Annotated in this window: 15 protein-coding genes; 6 read left to right on the forward strand and 9 right to left on the reverse strand. The window is 54.9% G+C overall.

The window, feature by feature from the left end; all coding sequences use genetic code 11:
- Positions 1-218: 218 nt before the first annotated feature.
- Both ACXAF0_RS11045 and ACXAF0_RS11050 read left to right on the forward strand, forming a co-directional pair.
- A complete protein-coding gene (locus ACXAF0_RS11045) occupies positions 219-764 on the forward strand; it encodes a TRAP transporter small permease subunit (RefSeq protein ID WP_475345905.1) in 546 nt (181 codons plus the stop codon).
- A complete protein-coding gene (locus ACXAF0_RS11050) occupies positions 764-2,137 on the forward strand; it encodes a TRAP transporter large permease (protein WP_475345906.1) in 1,374 nt (457 codons plus the stop codon). Before ACXAF0_RS11045 ends, ACXAF0_RS11050 begins: the two co-directional genes overlap by 1 nt.
- A gap of 146 nt (positions 2,138-2,283) precedes the next feature.
- On the opposite strand, the gene ACXAF0_RS11055 is transcribed toward ACXAF0_RS11050, so the two are convergent.
- The 4 genes from ACXAF0_RS11055 to motA form a co-directional block, all read right to left on the reverse strand.
- Positions 2,284-3,378, reverse strand: a complete 1,095-nt coding sequence (locus ACXAF0_RS11055; protein WP_475345907.1) for a TRAP transporter substrate-binding protein — start codon at positions 3,376-3,378, stop codon at positions 2,284-2,286.
- Positions 3,379-3,563: 185 nt separating this feature from the next.
- Entirely contained in the window at positions 3,564-4,292 is a 729-nt protein-coding gene (locus ACXAF0_RS11060) for an arginyltransferase (RefSeq protein WP_475345908.1), read from the reverse strand.
- A 119-nt stretch (positions 4,293-4,411) separates the two neighbouring features.
- Entirely contained in the window at positions 4,412-5,353 is a 942-nt protein-coding gene (locus tag ACXAF0_RS11065) for a flagellar motor protein MotB (protein ID WP_475345909.1), read from the reverse strand.
- A gap of 31 nt (positions 5,354-5,384) precedes the next feature.
- Positions 5,385-6,239: a flagellar motor stator protein MotA gene (gene motA / locus ACXAF0_RS11070; RefSeq protein WP_475345910.1), complete on the reverse strand. Its 855-nt coding sequence runs from the start codon at positions 6,237-6,239 to the stop codon at positions 5,385-5,387.
- A 257-nt stretch (positions 6,240-6,496) separates the two neighbouring features.
- On the opposite strand from motA, the gene ACXAF0_RS11075 reads away from it, so the two are divergent.
- A complete protein-coding gene (locus ACXAF0_RS11075; protein ID WP_475345911.1) occupies positions 6,497-6,979 on the forward strand; it encodes a flavin reductase family protein in 483 nt (160 codons plus the stop codon).
- A gap of 93 nt (positions 6,980-7,072) precedes the next feature.
- Here ACXAF0_RS11075 and ACXAF0_RS11080 read toward each other — a convergent pair whose 3' ends face one another.
- Positions 7,073-8,293 carry a threonine ammonia-lyase gene (locus ACXAF0_RS11080; protein WP_475345912.1) on the reverse strand — a complete coding sequence of 407 codons (1,221 nt, stop codon included), beginning with the start codon at positions 8,291-8,293 and terminating at the stop codon, positions 7,073-7,075.
- Between the two features lie 353 nt (positions 8,294-8,646).
- The gene (locus ACXAF0_RS11085) at positions 8,647-10,134 is read right to left on the reverse strand and encodes an aldehyde dehydrogenase family protein (protein WP_475345913.1); all 1,488 of its coding nucleotides are present in this window, start codon (positions 10,132-10,134) and stop codon (positions 8,647-8,649) included.
- Between the two features lie 243 nt (positions 10,135-10,377).
- Here ACXAF0_RS11085 and ACXAF0_RS11090 point away from each other — a divergent pair, with 243 nt between their 5' ends.
- Positions 10,378-11,562 carry a type III PLP-dependent enzyme gene (locus tag ACXAF0_RS11090; RefSeq protein WP_475345914.1) on the forward strand — a complete coding sequence of 395 codons (1,185 nt, stop codon included), beginning with the start codon at positions 10,378-10,380 and terminating at the stop codon, positions 11,560-11,562.
- A 159-nt stretch (positions 11,563-11,721) separates the two neighbouring features.
- Positions 11,722-13,239: a malonate--CoA ligase gene (locus ACXAF0_RS11095; protein WP_475345915.1), complete on the forward strand. Its 1,518-nt coding sequence runs from the start codon at positions 11,722-11,724 to the stop codon at positions 13,237-13,239.
- A 98-nt stretch (positions 13,240-13,337) separates the two neighbouring features.
- On the opposite strand, the gene ACXAF0_RS11100 is transcribed toward ACXAF0_RS11095, so the two are convergent.
- Positions 13,338-13,496, reverse strand: a complete 159-nt coding sequence (locus ACXAF0_RS11100) for a DUF1127 domain-containing protein (protein ID WP_167718073.1) — start codon at positions 13,494-13,496, stop codon at positions 13,338-13,340.
- Positions 13,497-13,977: 481 nt separating this feature from the next.
- On the opposite strand from ACXAF0_RS11100, the gene ACXAF0_RS11105 reads away from it, so the two are divergent.
- Positions 13,978-14,949, forward strand: a complete 972-nt coding sequence (locus tag ACXAF0_RS11105) for an HAD-IIA family hydrolase (RefSeq protein ID WP_475345916.1) — start codon at positions 13,978-13,980, stop codon at positions 14,947-14,949.
- Positions 14,950-15,032: 83 nt separating this feature from the next.
- On the opposite strand, the gene hemB is transcribed toward ACXAF0_RS11105, so the two are convergent.
- A complete protein-coding gene (gene hemB / locus ACXAF0_RS11110; protein WP_475345917.1) occupies positions 15,033-16,040 on the reverse strand; it encodes a porphobilinogen synthase in 1,008 nt (335 codons plus the stop codon).
- 56 nt (positions 16,041-16,096) lie between these two features.
- Positions 16,097-17,290, reverse strand: coding sequence for an MFS transporter (locus tag ACXAF0_RS11115; RefSeq protein ID WP_475345918.1), 1,194 nt, complete (start codon positions 17,288-17,290; stop codon positions 16,097-16,099).
- Positions 17,291-17,311: the final 21 nt, after the last annotated feature.

Genomic DNA, 17,311 nt, shown 5'->3' on the forward strand with positions numbered 1-17,311 from the left:
TATGAAAGCCGGATGGTGCGATGCCATCCGGCTTTTTCTCTGCGTGAATGGCGAAAAATGATGCAGGACCGATCATTTGTTACATTTCCCGGCAGAAATGGCGGAAATTCGGTGCAAAAGATATAGCGTTTTAGGTGGTTAATATGTAACTTCCCACCCTGATAAGCAGGATGCCCGCAATTTTCCTGTGAGATTCAAAAAGGGCTTGGGAGTGAAAAGTGAGATTTCTCGGAAATTTCGTCCGCGTGATCGATGGTCTTAATGACTGGATTGGACGCGGCGTGGCCTGGCTGGTGATCCCGATGGTGGTGATCACGTTTTTGGTGGCCACATTGCGTTATGGTTTTGCGATTGGCTGGGTGTCGATGCAGGAAAGCTATATGTGGCTGTATGGCATCATGTTCATGGTCGGTGCCGGTTATACGCTGCTGCATGGTGGCCATGTCCGCGTTGACGTGTTCTATCGGCCGGCTTCGGCACGCTACAAGGCATGGGTTGATCTGTTTGGGTCCCTGTTCCTGCTGGCACCGGTCATCATCATGATGTTCATGTACAGTTACCCCTATGTTGCGACCAGTTGGGAGCGCATTGAGGGATCCCATCAAACCGGCGGGCTTCCGGGCCTGTTTTTATATAAGTCTGTGATTTTGGTCTTTTGTGTCCTGATGCTGCTTCAGGGGCTGTCGCTTGCGGCACGCAGCATTCTGGTCCTTGCAGGTCACAAAGAGTTTGAAATTCAAGAAGAAGAGCACGAGGGCGTCTGATGTCGGGGGAAATTCTTAGCCTGGTAATGTTCGCCGCTGCGTGCGGTGTGCTTCTTCTCGGTTTTCCTGTTGCCTTCTCGCTTGCGGGGACCGGTCTTGCATTTGCGCTTATCGGCAATTCGATGGGCGTTTTCGATATGCCGCTTTTGGGCTCCTTGCCGTCACGCTATTTCGGTGTGATGACCAACGAGCTTTATGTTGCGATCCCGCTGTTCGTGTTCATGGGCGTGATGCTCGAACGCGCCCGGATCGCTGAGAAGCTCCTGACCACCATGGGCATGCTGTTTGGCACCATGCGTGGCGGTCTTGGCATTTCGGTTGTGATTGTTGGCATGTTGCTGGCCGCATCGACCGGTATTGTCGGTGCGACGGTTGTGACCATGGGTTTGCTCAGCCTGCCGGCGATGCAGAAAGCCGGGTATGATCCGAAACTTTCGACCGGTGTGATCTGCGCATCCGGTACGCTTGGTCAGATCATTCCACCGTCCATCGTTCTGGTTCTGCTGGGTGATATCCTTCAGGGGGCCTATGCCGAGGCGCAGCGTTCGCTTGGCAACTGGGCACCGGAACCGATTTCGGTGATGGATCTGTTTGCCGGTGCCTTTATCCCGGGTCTTATGCTGGTTGCGCTTTATATCGGCTGGATCATCATCAAATCACTGATCGATCCGAAGTCGGCCCCGGCACTGGTGGAAGGCAAACGCCCTGAAGGTCTTTGGGGTGAAGTGCTGCGCGCCTTGCTGCCACCGGCATTGCTGATTGTTGCGGTTCTGGGCTCGATTCTGACCGGTATTGCGACCCCGACGGAATCGGCTGCATTTGGTTCGGTTGGTGCGACCATTCTGGCTGCGTTCTACAAGCGCCTTGATAAGCCGGTTCTGCGCCATGTGGTGCGCCAGACGGTTCAGGTCAGTGCGATGGTGTTTGTCATTCTGCTTGGTGCATCGGTATTCTCGCTGGTGTTCCGTGGCCTTGGTGGTGATCACCTGGTCGAGGAACTGCTGCTCAACCTTCCGGGTGGTGTGTTCAGTGCGATGCTGGTCGTGATGTTGCTTATGTTCTTCATGGGCTTCTTCCTTGATTTCATCGAGATCGTCTTTGTCGTGATCCCGATCGTGGGTCCGATTCTGCTCAAGCTTGATATCGATCCGGTTTGGCTGGGTGTGATGATTGCAATCAACCTGCAGACCAGCTTCCTGACGCCGCCATTTGGCTTCGCGCTGTTCTATCTGCGCGGTGTGGCCCCTGCGGCAATCAGGACACTTGATATCTATCGCGGTATCATTCCGTTTGTGATCATTCAGATGCTGGGCCTGTGCCTTGTTGCGGCCTTCCCATGGCTGGCAACCTGGTTGCCGAGCATTCTGTTCTAGGAACGATAGCGACATATCTTCAAAGAAAAAGGCACCCAAGTCGGGTGCCTTTTTTATATCTGTTTTCCGCCCGATCAGCTTGGGACAGGGCAAACAAAAAGGGCTGGCAGATGCCAGCCCTTTGTCGTTTTCCGGTTTCGGAGAACTTAGTATTTGAACGGCAGGACACGTGCCTGTGCGAATGCTGATTCCGAGAATTTCGACCATGCGATCGACTGGGTACGGAAGGCAATCAGGCTTTCGAAGACTTCCTGAGACAGCGGGTTCGACGCAACGAGGTCACGCAGAACTTCACCGGACAGTTTGCCAAGGTTGGTGAGAATGTCGTCAGAGAACGGACGAACATCAACGCCGTGCTTGTTACGCAGGGTATCAAGTGCCTGAACGTTACGGGCGGTGAATTCGGACAGAACCATCTGGTTAACGGCACGGTTTGCCTGCTCGACGATGGCTTTCAGATCATCCGGGAGTGCGTTCCATGCATCCAGGTTGATGAAGTTGTCGAGAACGGTCGCCGGCTCGTGCCAGCCCGGGTAGTAGTAGTATTTCGCCGATTTATAGAGGCCAAATGCAAGGTCGTTATACGGACCAACCCACTCGGTCGCGTCGATCGCGCCCGACTGAAGGGCCGGCGGAATTTCGCCACCCGGAAGGTTCACAACGTTAGCACCTGCGGCTTTGACAACTTCGCCACCAAGGCCCGGAATACGCATTTTCAGACCTTTATAGTCATCAATGGTGTTCATTTCCTTGTTGAACCAGCCGCCCATCTGCGTGCCGGTGTTGCCCGACGGGAAGAACTTACAGTTCAGTTCTGCATAGACCTTGTCTGCCAGTTCCTGACCGCCACCCCACTGGAACCATGCATTCTGTTCCTGGGCGTTCAGACCGAACGGCATTGCGGCGATATACTGGGTCGCATCAACCTTGCCTTTCCAGTAGTAAGGCGCGCCGTGGCCCATTTCGACCGTGCCGCTGCCGACAGCGTCGATGGCTTCGAATGCCGGAACGATTTCACCCGCGCCGAACACGGTCACTTTTAGACGACCTTCGGATGCCTTGGTGATGTATTCGGCAAGAAGGTTCGCACCGGTGCCAAGGCCCGGAAAGTTTTTCGGCCAGGTGGTGACAAGGCGCCACTCACGGACGTCCTGGGCAATTGCCGGTTTGGCGAAAGTTGACGCGGCAGCAGCAGTCGCACCTGCTACGGCGGCGCCGGAAAGAAATTGACGACGTTTCATTGGTTACAACCTCCCAAAGATGCAAGCTCATGATTTATCAGTAAAAGCCGGTCTTATCGGCTATGAACCGCAGCTTATATGCGTCTTTGCGGGCAGGCAACCAAGGATCGAGTTGTCGTATCGTACTTTAGTCTAATTGGGGAAAGTGGTTCAGGCAATTGGTGCAGAGCGCAAGCCCAAAAAGCTTATTCGGAGTCTTCCATTGCGACCCACTGGCCGTCTCTAAATCCTTCAAGAGGCTGGAAGCGCATTTTATAAGACATTTTGCGACACTCATCGATCCAGTAACCCAGATAGATATGGGGAAGTGACAGCATTCTGGCTTCGTCGATCAGATCAAGAATGATGTATGTGCCCAGTCCCCGGCGGTCTTCGGCAGGATCAAAGAAACTGTACACCGCTGACAGGCCGTCAGCCAGAATATCGACCAGTGCGACGGCAATCAGGCTGTCATCCGCACGACGATATTCAAAGATCGAGGTTTCCACCGTGCTGTCTTCGATCATTGCACGGTAATCACGGGCATCCATGCGCGCCATGTCACCATTGCCGTGGCGGGCATCCTGATAGGTGCTGAAAAGCTGATACTGTTCCTGTGTCGCGGTTGGCGGCATCACGCTGCGGACAAGGTCGCTGTTCTTGTTCTTGATGCGGCGAAACGATCGGCCGGGATTGAACCCTTCACAACAGACACGTACCGGAATACAGGCATTGCAGTCGCTGCAGGCGGGCAAATAGGCGATGGAATGACTGCGACGGAAGCCGGCACGCGATAACAGGTCATGGACATTGTTGGCTTCTGGTCCGCGCAACTCGGTAACCAACTTACGCTCGAACCGGCCGGGCAAGTAGGGGCACGGCATTGGTGCGGTCATGAAATAATGCTGGGTCAGGCGCCGCTGATTAACTGTCATTTGGTCCGATCAGTCCCGGTCACATCAAGAAGAACTACCTTATGAGATTAGGTTCGATTTATGACAGTTTAAAGGCCTGACAGGCAAAAGGGCACTGAATTCTCATCCAGTGCCCGAAATCACTGTTGCGAAGGGACCGAGAAGGTCGGGCGGCGCTGGTTTTCATCTTGTGCCGGTTGGGCTGGTGGCGCCGGGCTTTCACCTGCTGGTGCGGTCTGACCGTCACCGGTCAGCTCAGAGCGTTCACCGGTACCGCGCAGCAAGGTGATGCTGATACGACGGTTGCTTTCATTTTCAGGTGCATCGGGTAGAAGCGGGTCCGTATCCGACAGGCCGGCAACCTTGGCAAAGCGGGCCGTTTCAAGCCCCATGTCTTCAAGGGCGCGACGGGTTGCAAGCGCACGGTCAGCCGAAAGTTCCCAGTTGGAATAGCCATCCGTTCGGTTAAATGGCACAGCGTCAGTATGGCCTTCGATCGAGACATCCTGGGGCATATTTTCGATCACGTCAGCTACTTGCTGCAACAGAAGCCGGGTATGTTCGGCCATGGCAGCACTGCCGCTCGGGAACATGGCCGTTCCGTCTTCATCGAGGATCTGGATGCGCAGGCCTTCGTCGGTATTTTCAATACGGATGTTCTTTTCAAGGCCTTGAAGTTCCTCGTTGGCTTCGATTGCCTTGAGGAGTTCTTCCTGTGCCTCGTTTAATTCCTGTTCTTCCATCTGGGCAACCCGGATGGCTTCGCGTTGTTCGGGTGTTTCAACCGGCGGGATATCCATGCTGATGCTGGGATTGCCGAATTCAGAACGCATCGAGCCTTCTTCGGCAAGGCTGGTACCACCCAGCAAGCCACCAGAACCCGACGCATTTTGCGAGATTGTTTCCGGCGTGAAATACATCGATACGCCTTGCAACTGTTCCTCAGTCGCGCTTGAAAGCAGCCACAGCAGCAGGAAGAACGCCATCATCGCCGTCACAAAGTCAGCATAGGCAACTTTCCACGCACCACCGTGATGCCCGTGCCCACCTTTCTTGATCTTTTTTATGACGATATCTGGCATGTGCTGCGGTGTCCCTTAAACGAACTCAGGTTCAGGCCGACGGCGCGTCTTGCAGCGCATCGTCGAGTTCCTTGAAGCTGGGCCGAAGATTATGCGGGAGTGTCTTGCGCGCGAATTCAACCGAGACTTGCGGGGCATATCCCTGCATATGGCCGATCAGCGCGGCTTTGATGCAGCCATAATATTTCCCGTCCATATCAACAGTGTTTTTGATGATGGATGCGGTCGGGCCAACAAAGCCATAGGCGCCCAGAATACCAAGGAAGGTGCCGACAAGGGCGGCTGCAATCAGGCCACCGAGAATTTCAGGCGGCTCGGTAACTGAGCTCATGGTGACAATCACACCAAGAACCGCGGCAACAATGCCAAGTGCCGGGAGGCCGTCACCGGCAGTCTGAACCGCAGCTGCGACGGCATGTTCTTCTTCATGGTGGGTTTCAAGTTCCTGATCCATGACCGCTTCAAGCTCATAGGAGTTGGTTGTGCCAAGGGTCAGCAGTCGAAGATAATCGCACATGAATTCCATCGCATGATGATCTTTCATCAGCGTCGGGAAATTGGAAAACAGGGCCGAACTTTCCGGGTTCTCCACGTGGCTTTCAAGTGCGAGGTCGCCTTTGGATTTTGCCAGACGGAAGACCGCGTACAGACAGATCAGGAGTTCCTGGTAAGCGGCTTTTTTCTTGGGGCCTTTCATGGCGCGCAGCGTGTATGTGAAGGATTTCTTCACAATGCCAAGCGGGTTCGCCGTCAGATAGGCGCCAAACGCTGCACCGAAAATGATCAGGACTTCAAGGGGTTGGACCAGAATTCCAAAGTCGCCATGCGGCAGATAACCGCCCAGAACAGAGCCGATTACGACAATATAGCCAATGATCAAGAACATTCTTTTTCTTCTCCGCTACCCCACGCCAGATTCCTGAACGATCATCCCCGTGTTCATTGAAACATCTGTCTTCTGCGGCAGTGCAGAACGCGTTTCTGGCATCTATATGCTCTTATTAAGTTTTAATCTTATTAACATCGCGTTTAAATTAGCGGCGAGTTAGGTTTGACAGGGCGATGATTAGACGCCATTTTCCCCAAGCCCTGCATGCGGGGCGCGTCAACCATCCGACTTCGTATACAAGAGAATTCTTAAATATGTCTTTCTCTCCGCGTGATTTTCGCGATTGCCTTGGTCAGTTCACAACCGGTGTGGCCGTTGTAACGACCCGTGCTGCCGACGGTGCAAAAGCAGGCATTACCATCAACAGCTTTGCCTCGGTATCGCTGGATCCGGCGCTGGTTTTGTTTTCGGTCGATCACCGTGCTGCGACGCACGCGCTGTTTACCGGCGAGGCGACGCGGTTTTGCATCAATATTCTGAGCCAGGACCAGAAACAGGAATCCGAGGTGTTTTCAGCCCCCGGACAGGATGGCTGGGACAAGATCGCGTATGAGGATGACAGCCTTGGCATGCCGCGCCTGACCGGCAGCGTTGCCGCGTTCACCTGCGAGCGCCATGCATTGCACGAAGGTGGTGATCACAGCATCATCGTGGGTCATGTGCGCGAACTGGTGATGGGGGAAACGGGCGCGCCGCTGCTGTATTACGGTGGCCGGTATCGCGCCTTGGGCGACTGAGTGCGCCTTTAAGGCCGTGCTTAAAGAAATAAAAGGGCCGCGGTGGAATGCCAGCGGCCCTTTTTGTTTGCGAGTTTGTTTGCGTAATGTTTCTCAGTCGAGTGACGTATTGCCGAGCAACCGGCCCCCAAAGCCTTCCTTGATCAGGCGGTCAATCACGTCCTGACCATGCTGGGTGTCGCGAACTTCAAGAACCATATCAACATCGGTCTGCTTGGCCGGAACATCATAGAAGTGACGCTGGTGGTAAACTTCTATGATATTGGCATCTTCTTCGCCAATCAGCGCGCTGATGGTCGACAATGCACCCGGGACATCGGGGATCTCGATCCGCACGCGCACAAGACGCCCTTCGCGCGCCATGCCGCGCATCAGAACCTGGGCCAGCAGGCGGGTGTCGATATTGCCACCACTGATAACCAGGCAGACTTTCTTGCCCTTGAAACGCTCAGGGTGATCGAGCAGGGCGGCAAGCGGGGCAGCACCCGCACCTTCGACAACGCTTTTCTCGATCTCGATCAGCATCTGGATGGAACGTTCGATCGAGCTTTCCTCGACCAGAACGACGTCATCAAGCTTTTCCTTGCAGATATGAAGCGTGAGGCCGCCGGGCTGCTTGACCGCGATGCCCTCCGCAATGGTCACACCGCCGCCGGTGAAATCTTCGCCGCGCATCCCTTCATACATGCAAGGGTACAGCTTGGTTTCAACGCCAACCACCTCGATGTCGGGTCGGCGGGATTTGATTGCGGTCACGATACCCGATGCCAGGCCACCGCCACCAACCGGTACAACAATGGTGTCGATATCATTGGTTTCATTAAGGATTTCGAGCCCGACGGTCCCTTGGCCAGCAATGATATGCGGGTCATCAAACGGGTGCACAAATGTCAGACCGCGTTCCTGCTGAATGCGACCGGCGGCCTCAAGGCTTTCGGCAAAGACATTGCCGGTCAGAACGACTTCAGCACCGTGCGAGCGTGTATGATGCACCTTGGTGTAGGGGGTGTTTTTGGGCATCACGATGGTGGCGGGAATACCAAGACGCTTGGCGTTATAGGCGACACCTTGCGCGTGGTTTCCTGCCGAAACGGCGATGACGCCTTTTTCGCGTTCTTCGGGTGTCAGGCTTGCCAGTTTGACGTAGGCGCCGCGTTCCTTGAAGGAGGCGGTATATTGCTGGTTTTCAAGTTTAAGATAAACTTCTGCCTGGCAAATGTTTGACAGCGTTAAAGATTTTACCAGCGGTGTTTTCGCGACAATGCCTTCAAGAAAGCCCGATGCGCGAACGATATCGTGATAGGAAACAGTCATAATTTCCATGCTCCTGCGGCCACCATCTTTATGGTGAGGTGGCAATATTATCATGTGTTGGGTGAAAAACGGTAATCAACCGGACCTGTCATCCGCAGATGACAGGGATCACATTCGCAGGTCGGAAATACCCATAATCATGGCGATCACACCGGCACGAAGCGTCGGGCGGGAGTGTGATGCGAAGATGTCAGTAGCTGCAGACATAGCCATGTACTTTCCGGGTTTGGATGTGTTTAACAAAAGCACCTTTGCGGATTGCGGGGGCAAGGTCAAGTACGCGAAAAGAAAAACCGGGTTGCGTTATGTGCAACCCGGTTTCTTGATGTTTGGCGTGTCTGACGCGCGACCTGTTATTCCATGTTCAGGATAACGGTCTTCTTGTAGGTGAAGTGTTCAAGCATGCTTTCAAGCGATGCTTCCTTGCCAAGGCCCGAAAGCTTGATACCGCCATAAGACAGGTTCGGCTGAACAACCAGGTTCTGGTTAACCTGAACAAAACCGGCTTCAAGGCGCTTGGTCGCGACAAGGGCGGTTTTAAGATCGGTCGTCCAGACGGTTGCAGCCAGACCGAAGTCGCTGTCATTGGCAAGTTCAAGCGCTTCTTCAAAGGTTTTGAACTTGAAGACGCAGGCAACCGGGCCAAAGATTTCTTCGCGGGCCACACGGGCATCCGGATCAACATCGGTGAAGATTACCGGGCGGACAAACAGGCCGTCGGAAAGGGCACTGTCGGTGGGAAGGGCGCTGAGTTCGTTCTTGGTCGCACCTTCTTTCTCGCCGGTTTCGATATAACCGCATACCTTGTCGAACTGTTTGCGGTTAATGATCGTGCCGATGTCGGTTTCTTCATCAAGCGGGTCCCCCATTTTAAGGGTGTTGACCTTATCAATCAGGCGTTTGACGAATTCATCATGCAGGCTTTCATGCACCAGCATGCGTGAGGCCGCCGTGCAGCTCTGTCCCTGACGGGTGAAGCGCATACCGCCAATCGCACCGGCGATGGCCTTATCAAGATTGGCATCATCCATGACGATCATTGGCGACTTGCCACCGAGTTCGAGGGTGACCGGAATAAGCTTTTCAGCAGCGGCGCGATACACGGTCCGGCCGGTTTCAACCGACCCGGTGAAGGAAACCTTTTTGACGTCCTTGTGTTCGACCAGCGGGCCACCGCAAGACGGGCCAAAGCCAGACAGGATGTTGAATACGCCAGCCGGCAAAACTTCCTGCATGATCTGGCACACGCGCAGAACAGCAAGCGGGGTGTCTTCGGCGGATTTGACAACGACCGCGTTACCGGCAACCAGTGCCGGGGCAACCTTGATCGCCATCAGCATCATCGGCACGTTCCAAGGAATGATCGCACCAACAACGCCGACAGCCTCACGCGTGGTCAGGGTCATCATGTTCGGGTTGAACGGAACGGTTTCGCCCTTGAGCTCGGACGCGAGACCACCAAAGAAGACGAACATGTCAGCCAGAACCGATGCCTCGACCCGGCTTTCGGTGCGCAGCGCCTTACCGGATTCAAGCGCGACCAGACGACCGAGTTCCTCGGAATGCGACATCAAAACGCGACCGCATTCAGACAAAAGCTTGCCGCGTTCACGTGCCGGGCGTTCTGCCCAATCCTTCTGCGCCTCTTTGGCGGCGGCGACGGCAAGTGCGACGTCGTCTGCGTCACCGTCGGCAGCCTGACCGATGACCTTACCGGTTGCCGGGTTGAGAACATCAAAGGTCTTGCCGTTTTTCGGGGCGACAAGCTTTCCGTTGATCAGATGATAGCCGGACAGTTCCTTGGCCAGTGCGGATGGATCAAGGATCGGATCGATGGGCATTTCAGGCTCCCTGTAGGTTGACGTGCGGGACCGCTCAAGCGCGTGGGGCGCACGATATTGGTTATTTGGTATTGGTTTACCAAATTATCGGCAGGGCGAAGCAATATCAAGCGCAATTCGTGCACGATTAGAACGATAGCAAATTCAAGGAACATGACAGGTGGGAAAAGGGCTGGTACGCTTAACGCGCTAAAAGGCCAGCCCGGCGGCGGTACGTGTCTGGGCGCCTGATATTCGTAAACGATGGAGTATATTGTGCCACGTCATTTCGATACGACGTTCGATGTTGTTAAGGAACTCAAACCTTCCTATCCGGTGTATTGCCTCAGACCCAATATTCTTCGAGAAACAGCGCAGCGCTTTGTCGAAATGTTCCCGGGAGACGTCCTTTATGCGGTGAAATGCAACCCGCATCCGGAGGTCATGCGATATCTTCACGAAGGCGGGGTGCGTCATTTTGATACCGCTTCGCCCGAGGAAATCTCTATCGTGCGTCGCCAGTTCCCGGGAATGAAGGCCTATTTCATGCATCCGGTCAAAAGCCGCGATGCCATCCGCAATGCCTATCGGATGTTCGGGATTGATCACTATGTGATCGACACCATCGAAGAACTAGAGAAAATCCGCGAAGAGACCGAGGGCGATACGAACCTGGTCATCCATGTGCGCCTGGCGACCCCGCCAGCCGGTGCGACCTATAACCTGTCGGCCAAGTTTGGCGCGCGTCCGATGGTGGCGGCCGAGCTTCTGAAAAAGGTTGATGAATACGGTTATCATGCCGGGCTGTGTTTCCATGTCGGGTCGCAATGCACGACGCCGACCGGTTACCGGATCGCGGTCGAGATTATCCGTCAGGTCGTCGATTTTTCCGGTGTGAAGGTCAAGCATATCGATGTCGGGGGTGGTTTCCCCGGTCAGTACATGAACCAGCGCGGGGCCAGCCTTGAAGAGTTCATGGATGAGATCAAGGATTGTATCCGTTGGCTTGATATGCCTGAGACGACCTATATGTGCGAACCGGGCAGGGCGCTGGTTTCCAGTGGTGTTTCGCTGATCACGCAGGTGCACTTACGCAAGGAAGATACGCTGTTCATCAATGACGGTGTTTACGGCAGTCTGTCGGAAACCGTGACGGGGCAGTTGCGGTATCCTGTCCGCCCGATGCGCATTGATGGTGATTTTGACGCCGAGGAGACGCTCGACTTCACGATCTATGGGCCGACCTGCGACAATATGGATGTCTTGCCGGCAACCGTGACGTTGCCTGCCGATATCCGCGAAGGCGACTGGATCGAGTTCGGTCATATCGGGGCCTATAGCAACGCGCTTGCCACCCATTTCAACGGGTTCCATCCCGAGGTGCAGGTAACGGTGGGTGAAGCTTTCCCGTATGTGGATGGTGAGTTCCCCCACGTTGCGATGGACTAGGGGCTTGATCCCAAAACCTGTGTGAACCACAGATAAAATCTATCATTGCGGTAAAAAGGTACTTGTTTACCTATAATGATTGGTTGCACTATGCTGCCCGCACAAAAGACCGGCAGGGAAACCTGCCGGTCAATTCTAAATTTTCGGGGAAGCAGTAAAGTGACCAACAGCCTATTCATGCGCATTCGTGACCGGTTTCCGGCAGACCTGTCTTCGGTTCTGATCGAGACGCCAGACGGCAAGACCTATAGCTATGGCGATGCCGATCATGCATCGGCCCGAATTGCGGGGCTTTTGACGTCGCTTGGTGCGAAGAAGGGCGACCGGGTTGCTGTTCAGGTCGATAAATCCCCCGAAGCACTGTTTCTTTATCTTGGCTGCATTCGTGCAGGGTTGGTTTATCTGCCGCTTAATACCGCCTATCAGGCGGGTGAGCTTGCCTATTTCATGGATAACGCATCCCCGATCATTTTCGTGTGCCAGCCCCATCGTGAAGATGAGGTCAAGGCGATCGCGAACGAACAGGGTGTATCGCACGTTCTGACACTGGGCATGGAAGCCGAGGGTAGCCTGATGGACGGGGCGGCATCGCAATCCACGGAGTTCGTCCCGGTTGCCTGCGAAGATGATGAGCTTGCGGCCATCCTTTACACATCTGGCACGACCGGCAAGCCCAAGGGGGCGATGATGACCCAGATGAACCTGTGGTCCAATGCCGCGACGCTTGAGAAGCTTTGGGGCTTTAAGGCGGGCGACACGCTTTTGCATGCCTTACCGATCTTCCATACCCACGGGCTGTTCATTGCGTGCCACTGCGTGATGCTGTCGGGGTCGAAGATGTTCTTCCTGCCGAAATTTGATCGCGACCAGGTTATGGCGCTTTTACCACGCAGCACCGTGATGATGGGCGTTCCGACCTTCTATGTGCGCCTGTTGTCGGGTGATGATTTCACCGCCGATGTGACATCAAACATGCGGCTGTTCATTTCCGGATCCGCACCGCTTCTGCCCGAAACCTTTACTGCCTTCAAGGAGCGCACGGGCAAGGCGCTGCTTGAACGTTACGGCATGACGGAAATGGGCATGGCAACGTCCAATCCGCTGGATGGCGAGCGCATTGTTCATACGGTCGGCCCGGCCTTGCCGGATGTCGAGGTGCGTGTATGTGATGAAGACGGTAATGTTTTGGGAGCGGATGAAATCGGCGTGCTTGATGCACGTGGGCCCAACGTGTTTGCCGGTTACTGGCAGATGCCCGAAAAAACCGCCGAGGAATTCCGCGATGACGGGTTCTTTATCACCGGTGATATCGCCAAGATCGATGCCAAGGGATATGTCCACATCGTCGGGCGTGCCAAGGATCTGGTGATTTCCGGCGGGTTTAACGTGTATCCGAAGGAAATCGAAACCCTGATCGACAAGATGGATGGGGTTGTTGAAAGTGCCGTGATCGGCGTTCAGCACCCCGACTTTGGCGAGGCGGTCGTTGCCGTGATCGTACCGGAAAAGAAGGGTGGCCTTAGCGAAGAGGGCGTGATTGCCGCGATTAAATCGGAACTCGCCAATTTCAAGGTGCCCAAGCGCGTGTTCTTTGTCGAGGAGCTGCCGCGCAATGCCATGGGCAAGGTGCAGAAGAATGTCCTGCGTGAAGAACACAAGGCGCTGTTTGCCAACTAGTGCAGCGCGCGTTTGTTCCGCGATCCTGAAATGCAGACAAAGAAAAAACCCCGACAGAAATTCTGTCGGGGTTTTCTCGTGGACGCTACGGTCGTGGCTTAGCGACCGAAAGCAACTCGGTGTGCTACATCGTCGATCATGTCGCGGTTCAGACCGATGTCTGCCAGTTCGCGCGGATCGAGTTTACGCAGCGCGCTCTGGGTCTGGTACTGAACGCGCAGAGCGCGGAGGAAAGCAAAAATCTTGGTTACGATCATTTCATCACCTATTTCAAACCGGCCGATTGTTCGGCGTCTAATTCAGTTAACCGGCATGTTCTCACCGAGATATTCCGAAGCGGAATAGTTAGCTGGTTTGACGTGTCGGTTTGCATGGGATGTATCGAATGATCAACTGCCTGGTGGCGCATTCATCAGTCGATACGTCCTAGTTCATTTCGTGAGGGCAATCTACGGGTGAATACGCAGATAATCCAATGCGTTTTTTGCATGCCAGCGGCTTGAAAAGTGCAAAAATCGCTGAAATCTCTCGTTAACCTGTCTAATGTGCGCATATCTGCGGCGTGTAGTACTTTTCAGAGCCATGCGCATGGTGCATGGATAATTGGGTCGTGTGAAGTGTTCCGGTTGATTATCCGTGTTTGAGCGGCTGCGAATAATTTTACGTGTAATTAAAGCGCTAATCGGTTTGAATACGCCGGAAATTGAATGACGTGCTGTTTGAGTGGGAGAAACGACGATGAGTGCCAATCGGTTGCAACTGGATTTTGCGCAGGCCATGGATGCCTATTTGCGCTATGCACCGCGTCTGCCACAGGTTCAGCCCGATGCCGTTCCGGCAGCCACCGATTATGTCGATAATCTTCTGGCGATTGCCGGTCAGTTTGACCTGATCGTGTTTGATGCCTTTGGGGTGCTTAATAGCGGACAAAGCGCCATTCCCGGTGCGGTCAAAACGGTCGCCGCCCTTCAGGATATGGGCAAGAAGATTGCCGTTGTCACCAATGATGCCTCAAGCTCGGGCGAGGCCATTCTGGCACGCCATCGCAATCGTGGTTTTGATTTTGACAATAACAGCCTGATCAGCAGTCAGCAGTTTGTCGCACCCCTTATGCGTGAATATGCCGATATCACCCATTGGGGGGCGATGGCACCGACTGACTGGCCGTTTGATATTCTGCCGGGAGATGTTGAGCCGCTTGGCAGTGATCGCGCGCTTTATGATGCCGTGGGCGGGTTCCTGCTGATTGATTCCGACAGCTGGACCGATACGCAGCAATCGCTTCTGGAAGCGAGCCTTAATGATAATCCGCGTCCGATCCTGGTCGGGAACCCGGATATCTGTGCGCCGATGGGGGATTTCCTGTCGGTTGAGTCGGGCTATTTTGCGCATCTGGCCGCCGATGCGTCGGGTGTGATGCCGCAATGTGTTGGCAAGCCATATCATCACGTGTTTGAGGAAGTGCTGAAACGTCATCCCGGCGTTGATCGCAACCGTGTGCTGATGGTGGGTGATACGGTGCATACCGATGTGCTCGGCGGGCTGGCATCAGGGATCAAGACCCTTCTGGTGCATCGGGGCGGATTCCTGGATGGGCAGGATATCGAAGGGGCGTTTGCCCTATCTGGCCTGCGGCCGCATTTCTGTGCACGCGCAATCGGCCATGGCGTTGAAGATGATGCCGACGCGGTTGCCGTTCAGTCCGCCTGATGTGGAACCGAGTTTTCCAAAACAAAAAGGGCCTCAAACGAGGCCCTTTTTTAATGCGGAATTTGTTGTGGCGCGGCGGAAGGTTAGCCTTCCAATGCCTCGGCCACTTCAATCGCGCTATAGGTCAGCACGCCTGAGGCGCCAGCACGTTTGAAGCAGGACAGGGTTTCAATCGCGCAGCCGATATAATCAAGCCAGCCATTCTCGGCTGCAGCGCGGATCATCGCGTATTCGCCCGATACCTGATAGGCAAAGACCGGCACGCCGAATTCCTGTTTGACGCGATAGAGCACATCAAGATAGGGCAGGCCCGGTTTGACGATGACCGAGTCAGCACCTTCATCCAGGTCATAGGCGACTTCGCGCATGGCTTCATCGCTGTTGGCCGGGTCAAGCTGATAGGTTTTCTTGTCGGCCTTGCCCAGTGCGCTGGCCGAACCAATCGCATCGCGGAACGGGCCATAGAACGAAGATGCGTATTTGGCTGAATAGGACATGATCTGCACGTTCTTGAGGTTGGCATCCTCAAGCGTTTTGCGGATGGCGCCAATACGGCCATCCATCATGTCAGACGGTGCAACCACATCACAGCCGGCCTGTGCCTGCACAAGGGCCTGACGTACCAGGGCCTCGGTGGATTCGTCATTTAGGATCTGACCATCGACAACGATGCCGTCCTGCCCATCGGCATTGAAGGGATCAAGCGCGACATCGGTGATGACGCCAAGATTGGGGCAGGCATCCTTGATCGCCTTGACCGCACGGCACACGACGTTGTCGGGGTTATAGGCTTCGCGCGCGTCCTTGGTTTTCAGGCTGGCATCGATATAGGGAAACAGCGCCAGAGCCGGAACGCCCAGCTTTTCGGCATGTTTGGCCGTTTCAACCAAAACATCGACAGATTGGCGTTCGACGCCCGGCATGGACGGGATCGCAGTGCGTTCGTTTTTACCGTCAATGACAAAGACCGGCAGGATCAGATCATGGGAGGTCAACCGGGTTTCCGCGACCATGCGGCGCGACCAGTCGGTCATGCGGTTGCGGCGCTGGCGGGTGCTGGGGAAGGTGCCATAGGCGAATTTATTGACCATGATCTAATCTCTGTAATGTGAGGCTGGGCAATTTATGCGGCAGATTGCGCCTTTGATCAACCATTGCCCGCAATTTGCAAGCGGCTCCGCATGGTTAGCAGATAAACCGGGATGATCATGGCAAGGAACATCGCCGTTAAGGCAAAGGCGTTAACAAGGCCAGCGGCCTCGCCAATTGCACCAATGATTGGTGGCCCGGCCATGATGGCGGAATAGCCCGTTGCGGCAATGATTGAAACAACAGCACCACCACCTTTTCCGGTCGTCTGGGCGGCGGCGGACAGCAACAAGGGCAGGATCACCGCAAGCCCCATCCCGGCAATCGCACAGCCAAGCCAGGCAATCACGATATGCGGGGAAAAGGTCAGAACAAGCGTGCCAAGCGATGCAAGTATTGAACTTGTCAGCAGGACCTGCACCCGGCCAAAGCGCGTGACCAGCGCATCACCCGACAGACGGGTGGCAGCCATGGCGCAGGAATAGATGGCAAAGCCGACGGCGGCCAAGGTTGGCCCGGATGACAGTTCGGAATTCATGAAGACCGTCGCCCAGTCAGTCAGGACACCTTCACCGAACTGGCCGATAAAGGCGCAAACCCCGAACGGCAGCAACATCAGGAACAGGTTGCGGTCCCTTGTGACTGTGTTGGAGGTTCGGGTGCCATCTTTTTCTTGGGCGAGATAGGTGTGTGCATCGTGATCGGTCAAAAGTCTGGCCTGAGCAATCATATGGGCGATCAGAAACAGCGACAGCACGAAGGGCAGGTGAAACTCATTGCCAATGGGCAGGGCGAACCAGGCAGCAGCGATACCAGCCCCGACAAAACCGCCCAGACTCCAGAAGCCATGCAGGCCCGACATGATGCTGCGGCCCTTGATCCGTTCGACCTGAAGCCCGTTGGCATTCATGGCGACATCCAGAAATGCACCGGAAAAGCCAAGCGCAAACATCGCAATCGAAATGCTGAGGTAATCGGGCATGAAGGCAGGAATGCCGACGGCAATGAAATAGAACAAACCGGAAAAGCGCACCACGCGTTCACTGCCAAACCGATCGGCGAGCCGTCCGGCAATCGGCATCACGGCAAGAACCCCGATGGCGGCTGCCAACAGAATACCGCCCAAGTCATCATGCCCCAAACCAAGGCGTTCCTGTACCAGCGGGATATGTGGCACCCAACTTGAAAATGCCGCACCATGCAAAAAGAAGATGGCGCGCACCCGGTTATGCGCAATGGCGTGGCTTTGCATTTATCGAATTGCTCCGCAGAG

The organism is Thalassospira sp. ABD4_177 (assembly GCF_056160125.1).